Annotated in this window: 4 protein-coding genes; all 4 read right to left on the bottom strand. The window is 69.6% G+C overall.

Annotation, left to right across the window (positions count from 1 at the left end; translation table 11 throughout):
• Positions 1–2 precede the first annotated feature (2 nt).
• Genes EV192_RS16640 through EV192_RS16625 form a run of 4 tightly spaced genes read right to left on the bottom strand, consistent with a single transcriptional unit; the run spans position 3 to position 20,985 of the window.
• Complete coding sequence (locus EV192_RS16640) at positions 3–9,968, bottom strand: type I polyketide synthase (protein WP_132116168.1); 9,966 nt, start codon at positions 9,966–9,968, stop codon at positions 3–5.
• 1 nt (position 9,969) lies between these two features.
• Complete coding sequence (locus EV192_RS16635; RefSeq protein ID WP_132116166.1) at positions 9,970–17,688, bottom strand: type I polyketide synthase; 7,719 nt, start codon at positions 17,686–17,688, stop codon at positions 9,970–9,972.
• On the bottom strand, positions 17,681–19,453 hold the full coding sequence (locus EV192_RS16630) for a non-ribosomal peptide synthetase (protein WP_132116164.1): 1,773 nt from the start codon (positions 19,451–19,453) through the stop codon (positions 17,681–17,683). Before EV192_RS16630 ends, EV192_RS16635 begins: the two co-directional genes overlap by 8 nt.
• On the bottom strand, positions 19,453–20,985 hold the full coding sequence (locus EV192_RS16625) for a condensation domain-containing protein (protein ID WP_132116162.1): 1,533 nt from the start codon (positions 20,983–20,985) through the stop codon (positions 19,453–19,455). The genes EV192_RS16630 and EV192_RS16625 overlap by 1 nt, the downstream gene beginning before the upstream one ends.
• Between the last annotated feature and the right edge of the window lie 8 nt (positions 20,986–20,993).

The following is a 20,993-nucleotide window of genomic DNA, read 5'->3' as shown; positions in this document are numbered from 1 at the left end:
CTCTAGGAGATCCCCAGTTCGTTCTCGATGAAGTCGAAGACCTCGTCCGCGCCGGACGCCCGCAGCACGTCCACGGGCGCGCTCCGGCCGGCTGTCCACGTCCGCAGGATCTCCCGCAGCCTTTCGGTAACCCGGTCGCCGTCGGTGGTCTGTTCGGCCAACGCCGACAACGCGCCGTCCAGCCGGTCCAGGTCACCGAGAACCTGCTCGACACCGTCCGGCTCGGCCGCCGGAGCGAGCTTGGCGAGCAACAACTCGGCGACGGCGGCCGGCGTCGGGTGGTCGAACACCAGGGTCGCCGGCATCCGGACGCCTGTCGCCGTGTGCAGCCGGTTGCGTAGTTCGAGCGCGGTCAGGGAGTCGAATCCTAGGCCCTTGAAGTCCTGGGTGGCGCTCACCGACTCCGCGGAACCATGGCCGAGTACCGTGGCCACGGCCTTGCGGACTTCGTCGACGACCACACGACGCCGTTGGTCCTCCGGCAGCCCGGCGAGCCGGCTCGACAGCGTGACATCCCGTTTGGCCGGGGCCCGTACCAGACCTCGCAACAGCGGCGGGGTGGTTCCGTCGGCTGCCATCGCCCGGAGCGCCACGGTGTCCAGTCCCACGGCCGCGACGGCCGGTTGGCCGGCCCGGACGGCGGCGTCGAAAAGGGACAGTCCTTCGGTCTGGGTCAACGCGCGCATTCCTCGGCGGGCCAGGCGAGAGCGGTCTACGGCGCCCAGGTGGCCGGTCATGCCGCTGTCCTGCTCCCACAGGCCCCACGCGATCGACGTGGCCGGTTGGCCGTTGGCCGTCCGGAACTGGGCGAACGCGTCCAGGAAGGCGTTCGCCGCCGCGTAGTTGGCCTGTCCTTCGCTGCCGAGGACACCGGCGAGCGAGGAGAACAACACGAACGCCTCCAGGTTGTCGGTCAGCTCGTGCAGGTTCACCACAGCATCCACTTTGGACGCTAGAACGATGTCGAGCCGTTCGGGGGTCAGCGACTCCACCGAGCCGTCGTCGAGGACGCCGGCACAGTGCACGACCGCCGTCAGTGGGCCGACCTGGGACAGGACCTCGGCGAGGGCGGCACGATCGGCCGCGTCGCAGGCCACCGCCGTCACCGGGACACCCAAATCGTCCACGGCGAGGCCGCGGCGACTGAGCAGCACCAGGTGGTCGACGCCTTGGGCGGCCAGGTGACGGGCCACCAGCGTGCCCAAGGTTCCGCTGGCTCCGGTGACCAGAACCGTCCCGTGTGGACTGAACTCGCCGGTCGACGAGGCGGCTTTGACGAGCCTCGGCACGTACATCTTGCCCGCACGGACCGCGACCTGCGGTTCGCCGGACGCCACGGCTGTGGCCAAAGTGGACTCATCGCCATCGAAGTCCACCAGGACGAACCGGTCCGGGTGCTCCGACTGGGCGGACCGCACCAGGCCCCACACTGCCGCCCCGGCCGGGTCGGTGACCTCGCCGACCGCGCCCTGGGTGACGATCGCCAGCCGGGCCGCGTCGTCCTGGGCCAGCCACTCCTGCACGAGCTTCAACACGTGGCTGGTCGCAGCGTGCGCCCGCGCGGCGAAGTCCCCGGTTCCTGGTTCCACAAACACGATCTCGGTGGTGTGGTCGCCTCGGGTCGCCGCCTCGACCCAGTCCACATGGAACAGTGCGTCGGTCTTGGGGACCAGGTCGTCCGGTGTCGCCGGCCGGGCCAGGAGTGTGTCGATCGTGGCCACCGGCAGGCCGTTCTCGTCCGCGATCGCCACCGTGATCGCCTCGCCGACGGGTGAGACGCGGACGCGCAGGTTTCTCGCCCCCGCGCTGTGCAGGTGGACTCCGTTGAACGAGAACGGCAGCTTGAGCCCTTGCTCGTTGATCAACGCGGGGTGCAGTGCCGCGTCCAGCAACGCCGGGTGGACACCGAACCTGCCGTCGATCCCGTCCGGCAGCCTGACCTCGGCGAACAGGTCGTCGCCACGCCGCCACGCCGCCTGGACGCCTTGGAACGCGGGGCCGTAGTCGACGGCCGCGTCCAGATAGAGACGGTCGACGGGCACGTCCGTGGCGCCGCGCGGAGGCCATTCGGTGAGGTCCGCGCCTGGGCTTGTGGCCGTCGACAGGAGGCCCGTGCTGTTTCGGGTCCAGGTCTCGTCATCGGCCGTGGAGTGGAGGCTGACCGGCCGCCGTCCGTCGTCGTTGGGGTCGCCGACGATGACCTGCAAGCCGATCGAGCCGTCTCGGGGCACCACAAGCGGTGCTTCCAGCGTGAGTTCGTCGACTGTCCCGCACCCCGTCACCTGCCCTGCGTACAAGGCCATTTCGAGCATGGCCGCGCCGGGCAGCAGGACCGTTCCGGCCACGGCATGGTCGGCCAGCCACGGATGCGTGGCCAACGACAGCCGTCCGGTGAACACACAGCCGCCCTCCGCGAGCTCGACCGCGGCGCCGAGCAACGAGTGATCGCCCGCCCGTAGCCCGACCGACGCGAGGTCACCCGCTGACGACTCCGGCTGCAGCCAGAACCGTTCCCGCTGGAAGGGGTAGGTCGGCAGGTCGACATGGCATCCATTCTGGAACGCTCGTTCCCATTCGACCGGGACGCCGTGGACGTACGCCTCGCCAAGCGACGACAGCAGGCGCCGCATACCGCCCTCGTCCCGCCGGAGGGTCCCGATGGCGAGGCCGTCCTGGATGGTGTCCTGCACGGCCATGGTGAGCACTGGATGGGCGCTGACCTCGATGAACACTCGGTGTCCGTCGGCCGCGAGCGCGTCGATGGTGGGCGCGAAGTTCACGGTCTGCCGGAGGTTGGTGAACCAGTACTCGGCGTCGACCAGGTCGTGGTCGCCCGGAACCGTGGAGTGGAACGGGATCTCGGGTGGCTTCGGCTGAATGGGCGCGAGCAGAGTGCGCAGTTCGTCGCGGATAGCGTCCACATGGGACGAATGGGAGGCGTAGTCGACCGGGATCCGTTTCGCGCGAACGTCCAGTCGGTCACACTCGGCCATCAGGTCGTCCAACGCCTGGGGGTCGCCGGAGACGACCGTCGCCGTCGGGCCGTTCACCGCCGCGACCGCCACCCGGCCGAACAGTTCCCGCACCCGCGCCTCAGGCAACGACACCGAGACCATCCCGCCACGCCCAGCCAACACCCGAATCGCCCGCGACCGCAACGCGACCACCAACGCACCATCCTCAACAGACAGTGCGCCAGCAACACAAGCCGCAGCGATCTCACCCTGACTGTGCCCCACCACCGCCACCGGACGAACCCCAAACGACTCCCACACAGCGGAAAGGGACACCATCATCGCCCACAACACCGGCTGGATCACATCCACCCGCAACAGAGCTTCCTCATCCCCCAAAACATCCAACAACTGCCACTCCACGTGAGGATCGAGGGCGGCCGCGCACTCCCCCATCCGTTCCGCGAACACCTCGTTCTCGACGAGCAACGCCGACGCCATCCCCACCCACTGCGAACCCTGCCCCGGGAACACGAACACCGGACCGGCCGGCTGGCAACCGGGCGCTTCGCCCGACATCACGTCCCGGAGCCCGGCCAGGAAGTCGTCCCGATGCTCGCCGACTACGACCGCCCGGTAGTCCAGCGCCGACCGTCCGGTCGCCAGCGTGAACCCCACATCAGCCGCAGGCGAGTCCACATAGGACATGAGCCGCTCGGCCAAAGCTCGCAACCCCGCCGGAGACCGGCCGGATAGAACCCACGGAACCGGGGTTGGCAGGTCTTCAAGACCAGCCGACCCGGGGGTTGATGGGTCTTGAAGACTGCCGACTTCGCTGTTCGCTGCGGGTTGCTCGAGGATGATGTGGGCGTTGGTGCCGCTGACGCCGAACGAGGACACTCCGGCTCGGCGGGGCCGTCCGGTTTCCGGCCAGTCCACTGTGGTGGTCGCCAGTTCGACCGCACCGACGTCCCATCGCACGTGTTCGGAGGGTTCGTCGACGTGCAGGGTTCGGGGCACCTGGCCGTGTCGCATGCCCAGGACCATCTTGATCACACCGGCCACGCCGGCCGCGGCTTGGGTGTGGCCGATGTTCGACTTCACCGAGCCCAGCAACAACGGCCGCTCGCGGTCCTGGCCGTAGGTCGCGAGCAACGCCTGGGCTTCGATCGGGTCGCCGAGGGTCGTTCCGGTTCCGTGCGCCTCCACCACGTCGACGTCCGATGTGGTCAGACGGCCGTTCGCCAGCGCCTGCAGAATAACCCGTTCCTGCGACGGGCCGTTCGGCGCGGTCAAGCCGTTCGACGCGCCGTCCTGGTTCACCGCCGAACCACGGACCACGGCCAGCACCCGATGGCCGAGTCGTGAGGCGTCCGACAGTCGCTCCAACACGAGCACGCCGACGCCTTCGGACCAGCCCACGCCGTCGGCAGCGTTCGCGAACGACTTGCACCGGCCGTCGCGGGACACTCCACGCTGCCGGCTGAACTCCACAAAGGTCTGAGGGGTCGACATGACCGTCACGCCACCGGCCAACGCGAGCGTGCACTCGCCGTTCCGGAGCGACTGAGCCGCCAGGTGGATGGCCACCAGGGAGGACGAACACGCGGTGTCGATGGTCACCGCGGGTCCTTCGAAGCCGAAGAGGTACGACACCCGCCCTGAGGCGACACTGCCCGCGCTGCCGTTCCCGATGTAGCCCTCCAGCGTGGGGGACGACTCGGCGAGCATGCGAGCGCCGTAGTCGTGGTACATCACACCGGCGAAGACGCTGGTTTGGCTGCCGCGCAACAAGTCGGCCGGGATGCCCGCCGCTTCCAGGGCCTCCCAGGACGCCTCCAGCAGCAGCCGCTGCTGCGGGTCCATGGACAGGGCCTCGCGCGGGGAGATCCCGAAGAACTTGCTGTCGAACTCGGCGGCGTCGTGCAGGAATCCGCCTTCCCGCACGTACGACTTGCCGATCGACGCGGGATCGGGGTCGTAGAGCCCGGCCAGGTCCCAGCCCCGGTCGGTGGGGAACCCGGAGATCGCGTCCCGGCCGGCGGCGACCAGGTCCCACAACTCGTCCGGCGACGACACCCCACCGGGGTATCGACAGGCCATCCCGACGATCGCGACCGGATCGTCGCTGACGCCCGTTCGTTGGGTGACGACTGTTCGCCGGCTGCCTGACGCCTGCCTGAGTACTTCGTCGGCGAGGGCGGTCGGTGTCGGGTAGTCGAAGATCGCGGTCGCGGCCAGTGTCAGACCGGTGACCATGTTGACACGGTTCCGCAGTTCGACGGCGGTCAGTGAGTCGAAACCCATCTCCTTGAACGCCTGGCCCGCAGGGATTGCGGACACCCCTGCGTGACCGAGGACGCGCGCGGTCTCCGACCGCACCAACTCCAACGCGGCACGCGCACGCTCGGCTTCGGGCAACGCCGTGAGGTCGGTGACGCCAGAGGTCGTGGCTTTCCGGGGCGTCGCGCGAATCAGCTCCGACAGGATCGGCGGCACGGACGTGAGCGAACGGCCGAGGCGGACCGGCACCAGCACGGGACGTTCGTGCGCCACACCGGCGTCCATCAGCGACAACGCCTCAGGCTCCGGCAACGCGAGAACACCGTTGCGGGCCAAGCGATCGACCGCTGCCGAGTCCAGGCCGCCGGCCATTCCGCCGGAGGTGTCCCACAGCCCCCAGGCCAGGGAGGTCGCCGCCATGCCGTTCGCCCGACGGTGTTGTGCGAGCGCGTCGAGTACGGCGTTCGCGGCCGCATAGTTCGCCTGTCCCGGACCGCCCAGCACGCCGACTGCCGACGAGAACAACACGAACGCGGTGAGGTCGTGGGTGAGTTCGTGCAGGTTGAGGGCCGCGTCGACCTTCGCCCGGAATACAGTATCCAATCGGTCTGGGGTCATTGACTCCAGGATGCCGTCGTCCAGGACACCGGCCGCGTGCACGACCGCGTTGACCGGGTGCTTCGCCAGCAATGCCGCCAAAGCTTCCCGGTCGGCCACGTCACAGGCCGCCACAATGACCTCGGCGTCAAGCGCCGGCACCTCGGGCTCGCGACGACCCACCAGCAGGAGCCGTCGAACACCGTGGTTCGCGACCAGGTGTTTGGCCACCAACCGGCCGAGTGCGCCGTTGGCGCCCGTGATGAGAACGGTCCCGCCGAATCCGGGTTGGCGGCTGTCTGAGACCGTTGTCCCCTGGGTCGGTGGGTCTTGAAGACCGGCCAACGCCCTGGTCAGGCGGGGGACGCGGAGGGTTCCGGACCGGATGGCGACCTGCGGTTCGCCGACGGCGAGCGCCGCTGGAAGGGCCGCTTCGGTAGACGGTATACCGTCTACATCGACCAGGACGAACCGGTCCGGGTGCTCGGCCTGGGCGGCGCGGACCAGGCCCCACACCGCCGCTCCGGCCAGGTTCGGCACGTCCGCCGTGATGTCCGTGGCCACGGCGCCCTTCGTCACCACCACCAGCCGGTCGGATTCTGGTCGCGTCAACCACGCCTGAAGCGCTGCCAGGGTTTCGTGGGTCGCGCTTCGAATCGTGTCGGTGGGTGGTTCGAACACGGTGAATGTCACGTCCGGCGACTGGGCGGCGGCTTCTACCCAGTCCACCCCGAACAGGTTCCGCGATCCCTCGGCCCGGAGCGGCCGGACAGTGAGCGACTCGATCGTCGCCACCGGTCGGCCGTTGCCGTCGGCCAGGTTCAGCGACACGGTTCCCGGGCGTACGCGGGTCAGCCGCACTCGCAGCGTGTTCGCACCGGAGGCGTGGATCGTGATTCCCTGCCAGGAGAACGGCACTCCGACGGGTTCACCGGCGACGACCATGGTGTGCAGTGCCGCGTCCAGCAAGGCCGGATGAACGCCGTACTGTCCATTGGGGACATCTTCGGGCAACCGGATCTCGGCGAAGATCTCCCCGTCACGTTCCCACGCGGCTTGCAACCCACGGAACGTCGGCCCATAGGCGAGGCCCTGGTCGGCGAGGCGGTCGTAGAGGTCGTCGACGTCGACCTGGGTCGCGTCGGGCCACTCGTCCACTCCGGACACTGGTTCGGAGTGTGTGGACAGGGCCGCGGTCGCGTGCTTCGTCCATTGGTCGTCCGGCGCGTTCATGGGCCGTGAGTGGACAGTGACTTCGCGGTCGCGGACCGCGATCTGGATGGCCACATCGGTGGTCAGCGCCAGGGGCTCGTGCAGGGTCAGCTCGTCGATTCGGGCACAGCCGACGTGCTCGGCGGCGTGCGCGACCAGGTCGACGAACGCGGTCCCGGGTAGCAGTGCCGTTCCGGCGATCACGTGGTCGCCCAGCCACGGATGCGCGCGGGTGGAGAGCCGGCCGACGAACAGCATCCCGTCCGATTCCGGGAGCACGGTCATGCCGCCGAGCAGAGGGTGTCCCGCGACCGTCAGCCCGACGCCAGTGGCGTTCGCCGGCGGTGTGTCCAGCCAGTAGCGTTCACGCTGGAACGGGTAAGTCGGCAGCGGCACGGTCCGTGCGTCGACGAAGAACGCCTTCCAGTCCACTGTGGCGCCAGCGGTCCACAATGTGGCCAGGGCGGTGACGATGGTGCGTTCCTCGTCGCGGTCCCGTCGCAGCGCCGGGACGGCGACGACCGGTTCGGGCGCGCAGTCGCCGACGAGCCCGGTCAGCGGGGCGTCCGGCCCGACCTCCAGGAACCTGTCCACACCAAGGGAATACAGTCTACGGACGCCGTCCAGGAAGCGAACCGGGTCGCGGACCTGCCGCACCCAGTACTCCGGTGTGGCGGTGAGCGGCTCCCCGGTCACCGTCGAGATGACTGGGATGGTCGGCTTGCGGAACTCAACGCTGGCGACCACGACCGCGAACTCGGTGAGCATCGGATCCATCAACGAGGAGTGGAACGCGTGGCTCACCCGCAGCCGCTTCTTCTCGCTGAACTCCGCAGCCACCTCGTCGATGGCGTCCGCCGGTCCTGAGAGCACGATCGCGCGGGGTCCGTTGATCGCGGCGATCGCGATATCACCGCTGATGAACGGCCGGACCTCGTCCTCGGTGGCCTGGACCGCGAGCATGGCGCCGCCGTCGGGCAACGCCTGCATCAGCCGGCCCCGAGCCGTCACCAGCCGGCACGCGTCTTCGATAGACAGTATTCCGGCGACGTGTGCGGCAGCCAACTCGCCGATCGAGTGGCCCAGCAAGTAGTCCGGCCGCAGCCCCCACGACTCGACCAGCCGGAACAACGCCACCTCGATCGCGAAGATCGCCGGCTGTGCGTACTCGGTCCGGCCGAGATCCCTGGTCAGGACACCCTCTTCGAGGTGCGCGCACACCTCGGCGAGCGCCTCCGCGAACACCGGGAACCTGGCCAGCCCGTCGCCCGCGGACGTGCGCTGCGAGCCCTGGCCGGAGAAGAGAAACGCGGTCTTCCCGTCCGTGCGGGTCTGGCTGGTCAGGTCCGCGAGGCCCTGGGCCAGTTCGGCACGGTTCGACGCGAGCACGGCCGCGCGGTGTTCGTGCGCTGTTCTCGTGGTCGCGAGGGAGTATGCAATATCCAGAAGACTTCCGTCTGTATGGGACAGATCAGTCGCCCGGGCCCGCAGGGCCGCTTCGGTTCGCGCCGAGACCAGGCACGGCACCAGCAGGGATATATCCACGATGGATATAGTCTCGGTGTGCGGCGCCTGTTCCAGGATGACGTGGGCGTTCGTCCCGCTGATCCCGAACGACGACACGGCCGCGCGGCGCGGACGCCCGGTCTCCGGCCACGGCACCGGGTCGGTGAGCAGTGACGCCGCGCCCGCCGACCAGTCCACGTTCGGGGTCGGCTCGTCCACATGCAAAGTCCTGGGTGCGACTCCGTGTCGCAACGCCTGCACGGTCTTGATCACCCCGCCGACGCCCGCCGCGGCCTGCGCGTGCCCGATGTTCGACTTGAGAGAGCCGATCAGCACCGGCCGGTCCCGGCCCTGCCCGTAGGTGGCGAGCAGCGCCTGCGCTTCGATCGGGTCGCCTAGTCGGGTGCCGGTGCCGTGCGCCTCGATCACGTCGACGTCCGCTGTGGACAGTCGGGCGTTCGCCAGTGCCTGCCGGATCACGCGTTGCTGGGACGGGCCGTTCGGCGCGGTCAGACCGTTCGATTCGCCGTCCTGGTTGACCGCGGTCCCCCGGATGACCGCGAGGACGGGGTGGCCGTGCCGTTCGGCGTCCGACAACCTTTCCAGCACAAGGATTCCGACGCCTTCGGCGAAGCCGGTACCGTCCGCGTTCGCTGCGAACGCCTTGCACCGACCGTCCGCCGCCAGCCCGCGTTGCCGGCCGAACTCGACAAACAGGCCGGGGGTCGGCATCACCGCGACACCTCCGGCCAACGCCAGCGAACACTCCCCCTGTCGCAGCGACTGGCTGGCGAGGTGCATCGCGACCAGGGACGACGAGCACGCGGTGTCGACCGTCACGGCCGGCCCTTCCAGCGCCAGCACATGCGAGATCCGCCCGGACACCACGCTCGTGGTCTTCCCGGTGACGAGATAGCCGCCCGTGTAGTCCGTGCCCTCGTGCATCCGCGGCCCGTATTCGTCCGCGATCGCGCCGACGAACACACCGGTCGGGCTGCCGTGCAACGTGTCCGGCGCGATCCCGGCCCGTTCGATCGCCTCCCACGCCACTTCGAGGGACAGCCGCTGCTGCGGGTCCATGGCCAGCGCCTCGCGCGGGGAGATCCCGAAGAATCCGGCGTCGAAGTCGGCCATCCCGTTCAGGAAGCCGCCCACGTGGGCCAGTGAGGTGCCGATCTCGGCCAGGTCCCAGCCGCGGTCGGTGGGGAACCCGGAGATCGCGTCAACACCGCCGGCCACCAGGTCCCACAGCTGTTCGGGAGACGCGACGCCGCCGGGGAACCGGCAGGCCATGCCGATGATCGCGACGGGTTCCCTGGCGGCGTTCTCGAGATGGCGGTTCTGCTGGCGGAGACGTTCGTTCTCCTTGACCGACGTCCGCAGTGCGGCCACCAGCTTGTCATTGGCGGTGCTCATGTCAGTCCCCCACGGCCATCGCCGCGCGGACAAGGGCGTCTTCGTCCATGTCGTCGACGTCGACCTCGTCGGCCACCTCGGGTGCGTGCCCGGCGAGCTTGAGCAGGGCGTCCAGCAGCCCGGCGTCGCGCAGGCGTGGCAGCGGGATCGCGGCGATGGCCGCCAGCATGGTCGATTCCTCGTCGGGCTCGGTGTCCGGGAGCAGCTCCTCGCGCAGGTGCTCGGCCAGGACCTTCGGCGTCGGGAAGTCGAAGACCAGCGTGGGCGGCAGCCGCAGACCGGTGGCTTTGCCGAGCCGGTTGCGCAGCTCGACCGCGGTCAACGAGTCGAACCCGAAGTCCTTGAACGGCCGGGTGCTGTCGATGTCCGACGCCGAGCCACGGCCGAGGATGGCCGCCGCGTGGCCACGGACCAGGTCAAGCAGGGCACTGTCCCGTTCGGCCTCGGTCAACCCGGCCAAGCGGTCCACAAAGGACTCACTGAACGGCTCGGCCGCTTGGGCGGCGCGCCTGGCCGGCGCCCGGACCAGGCCACGGAACAGCGGGGGCGCGTCCGCGGCCATCGCGGTCAGGTCGAGCTTCGCGGTCACCAGCTGCGGCCTGCTGGCCCGCAGGGCCGCGTCGAACAGGGCCAGGCCCTGCTCGGTCGACATCGGCGCGACACCCGTGCGCCGCATCCGGAGCCGGTCGGCTTCCGCCATGTGCCCGGTCATGCCGCTGCTCTGCTCCCACAACCCCCAGGCCAACGAGGACGCCGCCAACCCACGGGACGCCCGGTGCTGCGCGAGGCCGTCCAGAAAGCTGTTGGCCGCCGCGTAGTTCGCCTGCCCGCCGGTGCCGACCGTGCCGGCGACCGACGAGAACAGCACGAACGCGGACAGGTCCAGGTGTTCGGTCGCTTCACTCAGGTGCCAGGCCGCGTCGACCTTCGGCGCGAAGACGTGGTCGATGTGGTCCGGTGTCAGCGCGGTGACGATGGCGTCGTCCAGCACACCGGCGGCGTGTACCACGGCCGTGAGGTTCGGCAGGCCGGCGACCAGGTCCGCCACGGCCTGCCGGTCGCTGACGTCACATTCGGCGAGGGTGACCAACGCGCCCATGGCGGTCAACTCCTCGGCGAGGTCCGTCGCGCCCGGAGCTTGGGCACCTCGCCGGCCGGCGAGCACGAGATGGCCCACGTCGTGGTGGGCGACCAGGTGCCGGGCCAGTTCGGCGCCGAGCGTCCCGGTGCCGCCGGTGATCAGCACCGCGCCGTCCGGGTCGAGTCCGGCCGGGACAGTGAGGACGACCTTGCCGACATGCCGGGCCGCACTGACGTACCGGAACGCCTCCTTGGCCCGCCGGACGTCGAACGTGGTGGTGGGCAACAGGGTCAGCGCGCCGCGGGCGAACAGCTCCAGCAGTTCGGCGAGCATTTCGCCGACCCTTAGCGGATCCGTTGCCCGCATGTCAATCGTCTGGTACAAAACACCCGGTGGCACCTCGTCGCGGATGTCTGTCTTGCCCATCTCGACGAACCGCCCGCCACGCGGCAGGAGCTGCAGGGATGCGTCCACGAACTCGCCGGCCAGCGAGTTCAGCACGACGTCAAATCCCTCGCCGTCAGTGACGGTAAGGAACTTCTCCGTGAAGTCCAGCGTTCGCGTGTTAGCGGTGTGCGCGTCGTCGAATCCTGCCTCGCGGAGCTTGTCCCACTTGGCCGGGCTGGCCGTGCCGTACACCTCGGCGCCGAGGTGCCTCGCCAACTGGACGGCGGCCATGCCGACCCCGCCCGCGGCGGCGTGCACCAGGATCGACTCCCCTGGCCGCAGGTCAGCCAGGTCGATCAGGGCGTGGTGCGCGGTCAGGAACACCGCGGGCATCGAGGCGGCCTGCTCGAACGTCCACCCGGCGGGCATCCGCGCGAGCATCCGGTGGTCGGCGATCGTGATCGGCGCGAACGACCCCGGGACGAGCCCGAGCACCCGGTCGCCCACCCGGAATCCGGTGACCCCCGGGCCGACGTCGAGCACCACCCCGGCGCACTCCCGGCCGAGCCGGCCGGCTTCGCCCGGGTAGAGGCCGAGGGTGTTCAGCACGTCCCGGAAGTTGATCCCGGCGGCTCGGACACCGACCCGGACCTCGCCTTCGCCCAGTGGTTCGGTCACCTGCGGGCACGGCAGCAGCGCCAGGTTGTCGATGGAGCCCTTGGTCGTGATCTCCATCCGCCACGGGCCAGCGGGCGGGCGCAGCTCGTCGTTGGCGGTGACCCGTGCCAACCGGGGCACCCGCATCTGGCCTTGGCGCAGGATGACCTGTGGCTCGCCGGCGGCCGCGGCGGCCCGGATCGCCTTCGCGGACGCTTCGTCCTCGTCGACGTCGACGAGGACGAACCGGCCCGGATGCTCCGACTGCGCGGACCGGATGAGCCCCCAGACCGCGGCGCCGCCGAGGTCCGTCACGTCCGGCCCGACGGCACCGCGGGTCACCACGACCAGTTGGGCGTCCTCCGGATGGTCCTCGGCGAGCCAGTTCTGCAGGTAGGCCAGGAGTTCCTGGGTGAGAGTACGGGCCACGACCGACGGGTTTTGTTCGCCGCAGTCGCCCGCGAAGTTGACGATCTCGACGTCCCGTGGCTCGCCTACCGTCGCCGGCACCCAGCTGACCTCGTACAACGGGTCGTTCCGGGTTTGCAGAGCGTCCGGTGCGACCGGCCTGAGCGCGAGGGCGGTGACGTCGGCGACGGGTTGGCCCGCGGTGTCGGTGAGGTGGAGCGTGATGGTGTTGTCGTTAAGGACGATGTGGACACGCAGCGCGGTCGCGCCAGTTGCGCGCAGGGTCACTCCGCTCCAGGAGAACGGCAGCAGCACCGGGCCTTGACCGACCATCGCGTGCACACTGGCGTGCAGGGCGGCGTCGAGCAGCGCCGGGTGGATGGCGAACTCGGCGGTGGAGTCCGGGAGGCGTACCTCGGCGTAGAGGTTCTGCTCGTCCCGCCACATGGCTTGCAGGCCTTGGAAAGCGGGGCCGTACTCGTAGCCGGAGGTGGCGAGCTGCTCGTACAGTCCGTCGGTGGCCACGCGGATCGCGTTGGGCGGCCAGGGAACTATCGGGCCCGTCGGCACCGGGGCCTGGGTGAGGCTACCCATGGCGTTCCGGATCCAGGGCTGGTCTTCGGCGTTCCGTGAGTACAGCTTGACCGGGCGCCGTCCGGTGTCATCGGCGGGTTCGACGATCACCTGCACATCGCTGTGGTCTTCCAGGAGCAGCGGGGCGTCCAGAGTGAGTTCGTCGACCGTGGGCCACCCGATCTGGTCGCCCGCGAACAGCGCCATCTCCAGCAACGCCGCGCCGGGTAGCAACACCGTTCCGCTTACGGCGTGGTCGACCAGCCACGGGTGTTCCTGCACCGAAATCCGGCCTGTGACCAGGAGGTCTTCATCCGGCAGGACGACCTTGGCGGTCAGGAACGGGTGCTCGACAGCCGTCATCCCACCGGGCACGCCGGTGGACTGCGGCTTCGCGGTGAGCCAGAAGCGTTCCCGTTGGAAGGCGTACGTCGGCAGGTCGACCTTGCGTCCATTCTGGAACGCTCGTTCCCAATCGACGGCGGTTCCGTTGACGAACGCCTCGGCCAGGGACATCAGCAGGCGGTCCGGGCCGCCGTCGTCGCGCCGGAGGGTGCCGACGGCGACGCCCGCGTCCCCGAGGATGTCCTGGACCGCCATGGCCAGCACTGGGTGGGCGCTGACCTCGATGAACACCGTGTGACCCTCGTCGACCAACTCCGCGACCGTGGGCGCGAAGTTCACGGTCTCACGGAGGTTCGTGAACCAGTACTCGCCGTCCAGCAGGTCGTGGTCGCCGGGGACGGTCGAGTGGAACGGGATCTCCGGGGTCCGGGGGGAGATCGGGGCCAGCAGGGTGTGCAGTTTGTCGCGGATGGCGTCCACATGGGACGAATGGGAGGCGTAGTCGACCGGGATCCGCTTGGCCCGGACGTCCTTGGCCGCGTACTGGTCGAGCAGTTCGTCCAACGCGTCCGCGTCACCGGAGACAACGGTCGCGGCCGGCCCGTTCACCGCGGCCACCGAGATCCGCCCGTCCCACCGCGCGATGAACTCCCGTACCGCGGCCTCGTTCAGCGGAACCGACACCATCCCGCCCCGACCCGCCAACGCCCGAATCGCCTGCGACCGCAACGCGACCACCAACGCCGCGTCCTCAATGGACAGCGCGCCGGACACGCACGCGGCCGCGATCTCCCCCTGGCTGTGGCCGACGACGGCGGCCGGCCGGACACCGAACGACTCCCACACAGCGGCGAGGGACACCATCATCGCCCACAACACCGGCTGGATCACGTCGACCCGCAGCAAGGTTTCCTCGTCGGTGAGGACCTCCAACAACTCCCAGTCGACGTGCGGGTCGAGCGCCGCCGCGCACTCACTCATCCGGTTCGCGAACACCTCGTTCTCGGCGAGCAACGCCGACGCCATGCCGACCCACTGCGACCCCTGGCCCGGGAACACGAACACCGGCCCGGTCCCGCCCGGTCCCGAACCCTCGATCACGTCGGCGGACGGCTCCCCGGCCGCGAACTCCGCCAAAGCTGACCGCGGATCGCCCGAAACAACGACCGCCCGGTGATCGAAAACGGACCGGGTGGTCACCAACGAGTAGCCGACGTCAACGGGATCCGACTCGACGGAAAGGAGTCGTTCGGCCTGAGCCCGAAGAGCGGCGGCGGACTTGGCGGACAGCACCCACGGTACGACCGCTGCCTCCCCAACGGGCATTTCATGGTCCGGCAACGCGCGACGCACCGTCCCGGAACGCGAGACACGCGGATCGGCGGGCGGGGGCGGCGCGGGGGCTTCGAGGATCATGTGGGCGTTGGTGCCGCTGACGCCGAAGCCGGACACCGCTGCGCGGCGGGGGCGGCCGGTTTCCGGCCAGGGGGTGTGTTCCGCGGCCACTTGCACCGCGCCCATGGTCCAGTCCACGTGCGGGGTGGGTTCCACCACGTGCAGGGAGGCCGGGATGAGGCCGTGGCGCATACCGTATACCATCTTGATCACACCGGCGACGCTCGCCGCGGCTTGGGCGTGACCTATGTTCGACTTCACCGAGCCCAGCAGGATCGGGGTCTCCCGGTCCTGGCCGTAGGTCGCGAGCAGGGCTTGGGCTTCGATCGGGTCGCCGAGTTTCGTGCCCGTCCCGTGGGCTTCGATCACGTCCACGTCCGAAGGGGACAGTCCGGCGTTCGCGAGGGCTTGGCGGACCACCTTCTCCTGGGACGGGCCGTGTGGTGCGGTCAGCCAGGAGCTGGGGCCGTCCTGGTTCACGGCCGAGCCACGGACCACGGCGAGCACGGTGTGGCCGAGGCGTTGGGCGTCGGACAGGCGCTCCATCGCGACCATGCCGACGCCCTCGCCGATCCCGAAACCGTTCGCTGACGAGGAGAAGGCCTTACAGCGGCCGTCTGGGGCCAAGCCGCGCAGCCGGCTGAACTCGATGAACATACCGAGGCTCGCCAGCACAGTCGCGCCCCCGGCCAACGACAGCGAACACTCGCCGAGCCGTACAGACTGGCACGCCAAGTGCAACGCCACCAGCGACGACGAACACGCTGTGTCCACGGTGACCGCGGGGCCGTCGAACCCGAACGTGAAGGACACCCGTCCGGCCGCCACACTGCCGGTGCCGCCGGTGAACAGGTATCCCTCGTAGTCGGCCATCTGGCCGTCGATGCCCGGTCCGTAGTCCTGGGTCATCAGGCCCATGAAGACACCGGTGTCACTGCCTCGCAACGAGTCCGCGGGGATGCCCGCCGACTCCAGGGCTTCCCAGGACACCTCCAGCAGCAGTCGTTGCTGTGGGTCCATCGCCAGGGCCTCACGCGGGGAGATGCCGAAGAACGCGGCGTCGAACTCGGTGGCGTTCTCGATGAAACCGCCGTCCCGCTGGTAGTAGTGGCCCGCCTGGTCGACGTCCTCGTGGTAGCGGCCGGCCACGTCCCAGCCGCGGTCGGTCGGGAACGAGCCCACCGCGTCGCGGCCATCGGACACCAGTTCCCACAGGTCCTGGGGCGAGGACACGCCGCCGGGGAAACGGCACGCCATGCCGACGATCGCGACCGGGTCGTCCTGCGCGACCGCCCGGACCTGGGTGGGTTCGGCGCGGGTGCCGGTCAGTTGGGACTCCAGGAAGTCCGCCAGCCGGGTCGGCGTGGGGTGGTCGAAGATCGCGGTCACCGGCACCCGCAGGCCGGTGATGGCCGCCAGCCGGTTGCGCAGGTCGACGTTGATCAACGACGTGAACCCGACCTCCCGGAACGGTTGCCCCGGTTGGAATCCGTCCAGCGACGACACACCGAGCGCGGCCGCCGCCTGGTCACGGATCAACCGCAGCAGCACCCGGTTTCGCTCCGCGGTGGACAGTCCGGTGACAGTGTCGACCCAGGACGACACCGGCTCCGCGACGAGTTCGGCGGCCGTCCCCGGCAGCTGGATCCGACTGCCATTGTAGAACGGTCGTTCCCATACAATATCCACGCCGTGCACGTGCAGGCCCGCCGCGACCGACAGGCACTGGTCCAGGCCACCTTCGTCGCGTCGGAGCGTGCCGGTGGCGAACGCGTCCACACCGGCCGCCTCGGCGGTTTCCTGAAGAGCCAGGGTGAGCAGCGGATGTGGGCTCACCTCAAGGAACACGCGGTGCTCACCGAGTGCCGCGGTGACCGCCGACTGGAACAGCATGGGGTTACGCAGACTCGCGACCCAGTGGTCCGCGTCGAGCCGAGCCGTGTCGATCAACTGTCCCGTCGCGGTCGAGTAGAACGGGACCGTGCCCGAGCGCGGCCGGATCGACGCCAGGTCCGCCCGCAACCGATCGCTGATCTGGTCGATATGCCGTGAGTGCGCGGCCATGGGTATCGCGATCGGTTGCGCCCAGCCGCCACGAGCGCGGATTTCGTCGACGACCGCGGGCACAGCGTCGGCGTCACCGGAGATCACGGTCTGGGCAGGCGCGATGATCCCGGCGAGGCCCACCCGTTCGTCCAACAAGTCCCGGACCTGCGCCTCGGGCAACGCGACGGCGGCCATCGCGCCCAAACCGGCCAACGTCGCCAGCGCCTGGCCGATCCGGGCGATCACCAGAGCCCCGTCGGACATCGACAGGGCGCCGGTCACACAGGCCGCGGCCACCTCGCCGATGCTGTGCCCGACCACCGCCGCCGGCCGCACACCCCAGGACTCCCACAGCGCGGACAAGGACACCAGGACCGCCCACAGCGTCGGCTGGATCACGTCCACTCGGTCAAGGTCGGGGGGATCCAGCAGGTCCCAGCCGGTGAAGGGGTTCAACGCCGCGGCGCACTCCCTCATCCGGGTCGCGAACACCTCGGAGGACTCCAGCAACGCCATGGCCATTCCCGTCCACTGTGGACCATGGCCGGGGAAGACGAACACTGGCGCCTGTGAATTGTATACTGTCGACCGTAGAACGTCGGCAGAGAACTCGCCGGCCGCTAACGCCGCCAGCCCCAACAGCGGGTCGCCGACGACGGCCGCCCGGTGCGCCAAGCGCGACTCGGTGACAGCCAACGTCAAGGCGACGTCCGCCGGGGCGAGCCCGGGGTGGTCGGCCAGGTGGTACAGCAGGTGCCGGGCCCGTTCCCGCAGTTCGCCCTCGGTCCGGCCGGACAGGAGCAGCGGAAGGGCGGTCGACTCAGTCATCTGTTCCCTCCAGCAATCCGGCGATACCCGCGACCGTCGCGGCTTCGAAGACCTGCGACACCGGGATCGAGACGCCGAACTCCTCGTCGATCCGCACGCACATCCGGGCCACCGACAACGAGTTGCCGCCCATCGTGAACATCGAGGCCGAACGGGACACGTTCGGTGCGCCCAGGACTTCGGTGAAGATGCCAGCAAGCAGCCGTTCCGTGGCCGTCCGTGGCTGGTCGACCTGGGCCGCCGCGCAGTGCCGGTCGAAGACGGCCCGCAGCTCGTGCCGGTCGACCTTGCGGTCCTCCAGCACCGGCAGCTGGTCGATCCGATACACGTGCCCAGGGACGAGATAGCCCGGCAGCCGGCGGGCCAACTGCGCCCGCAGGTCCTCTTCGGACAGTTCGCCCACGCTCACGTAGAACAGGCACAGCTCTTCCCAGTTCCCGTCGGCGCCGCCGACCGGCACGACCACCGCGCTGCCGACCCCGTCGACATCCTGCGCGGTCCGCTCGATCTCGTCCGGCTCCACCCGATGTCCACGGATCTTGACCTGCCGGTCCTGCCGGCCGTGGAACTGCAACAGCCCGTCCGAGGTCCAGCTGCCCAGGTCACCTGTGCGGTACAGCCGCGTCGGCACGTCGTCCAGGGTGACCGAGACGAACTTCCGCGCGGTCAGCGCCGGGTCCTGCCAGTAGCCGACCGCCAGGCCCTGCCCGGCCAGGCAGATCTCGCCGATCTCGCCGACGTCACACGGCCGGTCGCCGTCCAGCACGTACGCGTCGGTGCCCGGCAGCGCGTGCCCCAAGGGAATCCCGTGTGGACGGTCGCAGTCTGCTGGCTGGACAACGTGATCCGTGGCGGCGATCGTGCTCTCCACCGGACCGTACATGTTATGCAGTGGGATGCCCGGGTGTCGCCGCACGAACTGGGCGGCGTGCCGCGGCGACAGCCGCTCGCCGCCGGTGCCGACCACCCGGAGACCGGCGAACGCGTCGAGATCCGTCTCCACGATCATCTGGAACACCGCGGTCGGCACGAACACCGTGTTCGCACCTTCGTCGCGGACCAGTTCACGCAGCCGGCGGGCGAGTTCCAAGGTGCCTTCGTCCAACAGGATCAGGGTGCCGCCGCCGAGCAGCACACCCCACGAGTCCAACCCGAACGCGTCCCAGCTCGCGGCCAGTGACTGCGGCATGACCGCGCCCGACCCGACCGGCGCGAAGTCCCAGTCGTCGAACAGCCGCACAGTCCCACGATGCGCGCACACCACGGCCTTGGGCGTGCCGGACGACCCGGACGTGAAGAACACCGCGCTCGCGTCGTCGCCGCTGACCCGCAACGGCAGTGCGATCCCCGAGCCCAGCGCGGGACGCCACACCGGCAACGGCCACGGGCCATCGGCCTCGGTGACCACGACAGGCGCGGCCAGCATGGTCATCATGTCGATCAACCGGGGCCGTGGCCAGCGCAGATCCAAGGCGGCGTACGCGGCGCCGCGTTTCAGCACGGCCAGCAGCACCGCGATGAACTCCGGGGTCCTCGGCATCAGCACAGGCACGAAATGACCCGGCCCCACTCCCCTGGCCGCCAACGCCGCCGCGTAACCGTCCGACATCGCGTCCAGTTCGGCGTAGTTGATCTCGCGGTCGTGGTGACGTAACGCGACCGCCGTCGGCCATCGCTCAACACACCACCGGAACAGCCCGTGCATGGTCTCGGCCCGGTACCGTCGCCACGGCGTCGGCCTTGGCGACCTCAGTCCGGCGGTCATCAGGCAGCCTGTCCCGCACGTACGTACGCGGCCAGCGTCGCCGGTGTCGCGTGGGTGAAGAACTCCGCGAGCGGGATCGGCACCCCGGCGACCTCCTCGGCGCGTTGCGCGAGCAGCGCGGCGAGCAGCGACTGGCCGCCGTTGGCGAAGAAGTTGGAGTCGGCGTCCAGGTCGTCGCGGGTGAGCATCTGCTTCCACAGCCCCACGAACGTCTGGACGAGGGCGTCGTTCGCGTCCAGCGCCGCGACGGGTTCCACGACGGCCGGGTGCGGGGGTGCCGGGCTCGACCAGTCCAACCCGGCCCACAGCGGGATCTCGCCGATCGGCTGGTCGACGTTGGCGTCGAGGGCCAGCAGCACCGCCTCGTACCGGCGCAGCAACGCTTCCACGTCCCGCGCGGAATGCACCTCGGTCGAGTACACCGCGCGCAGCCGCAGGTCGTCCGGCGCGGCGAGCAGGAAGAACTCCAGGTCGAACTTGGCGAACCGGGCTTCGAGGGGCACCTGTTCCGCGGTCAGGCCACCGATCTGGAACGTCATGTCGGTGCCGGTGGGCACATAGTTGAAGACGTGCCGGAAGATCGGGTTACGCCACGAGGACCGCGTGGACTGCGGGAGCACAGCGTCGACGTCGACCGCGGTGTTGTCCATCGCGGCGAAGAACAGCGTGCGGAGTTCCCGCGTCAGGTGTCGGAAGGTCACGGTCCGGTCCACGGACGCGCGCAACGGCAGCACGTTCACGTGGAAACCGATCGCGCGGGCCGACGACTCGTCCCGGGTGGTGAACGGGCAGCCGACGACCAGGTCCGGTCCGGCGCCGTGGGACGCGAGCAGAACGTAGTACGCGGCCAGCAGCACCACCGCGTCCGGCGCGCGCATTTCCTTGCGCAGCCGGCGGATCACGTTCGGGACTTCCGCGCGCAGGTGGTAGTCGACCTCCGAGCCCGCGAGTGTCCACTGCGGACTTTCATGGGTGTCGATGTTCAGCCTGAGCCGGTCGGGGTCGAACCCGTCCAGGTGGTCCCGCCAGAAGTCACTCGGCTGCCCCTGCGTCGGTTGCGCACTGGACACTGGTTCCGGCTCACGGTGGTCTTCGATCGCGTCATACGCGGCGGCCAAGGACTCACCGAGTGCGAACGCGGAGATCGCGTCGAACACGAGGTGATGCGCGACCAGGCACACCTCGTCGCCGTTCGGTCCACTGTGGATTCCAGCGCGCAGCAGCGGACGGCCGTCCAGCGGGAGGACCTGGTTGGCGAAGCCAACCAGGTCGGTGACCGCCTCGAACTCGACGGCCGTGTCGGCCACCGACTTCACCAGGCGGGACTCGTCCACCCGGAACCGGGTCCGCAGGGCGTCGTGCTGGGCGATCACGTGCCGCAGCGCGGAGTTCAGCGTGTCCCGGCGAAGGGTCCCGGGCACGCGGAACGCGAACGCGACGTTGTTGACCGCGCTGTCCGGGACGAACTTCTCCAGCAGCCACAGCGATTCCTCGTTGCCGGTGGCGGCGGACCATGCCGAGGCGTCCCCCACGATGGCTC

This window comes from Actinocrispum wychmicini (assembly GCF_004345645.1).
Taxonomy (GTDB): domain Bacteria; phylum Actinomycetota; class Actinomycetes; order Mycobacteriales; family Pseudonocardiaceae; genus Kibdelosporangium; species Kibdelosporangium wychmicini.
Note: the sequence above shows the minus strand (reverse complement) of the source record. Positions and strands in the feature narration are given on the sequence as shown.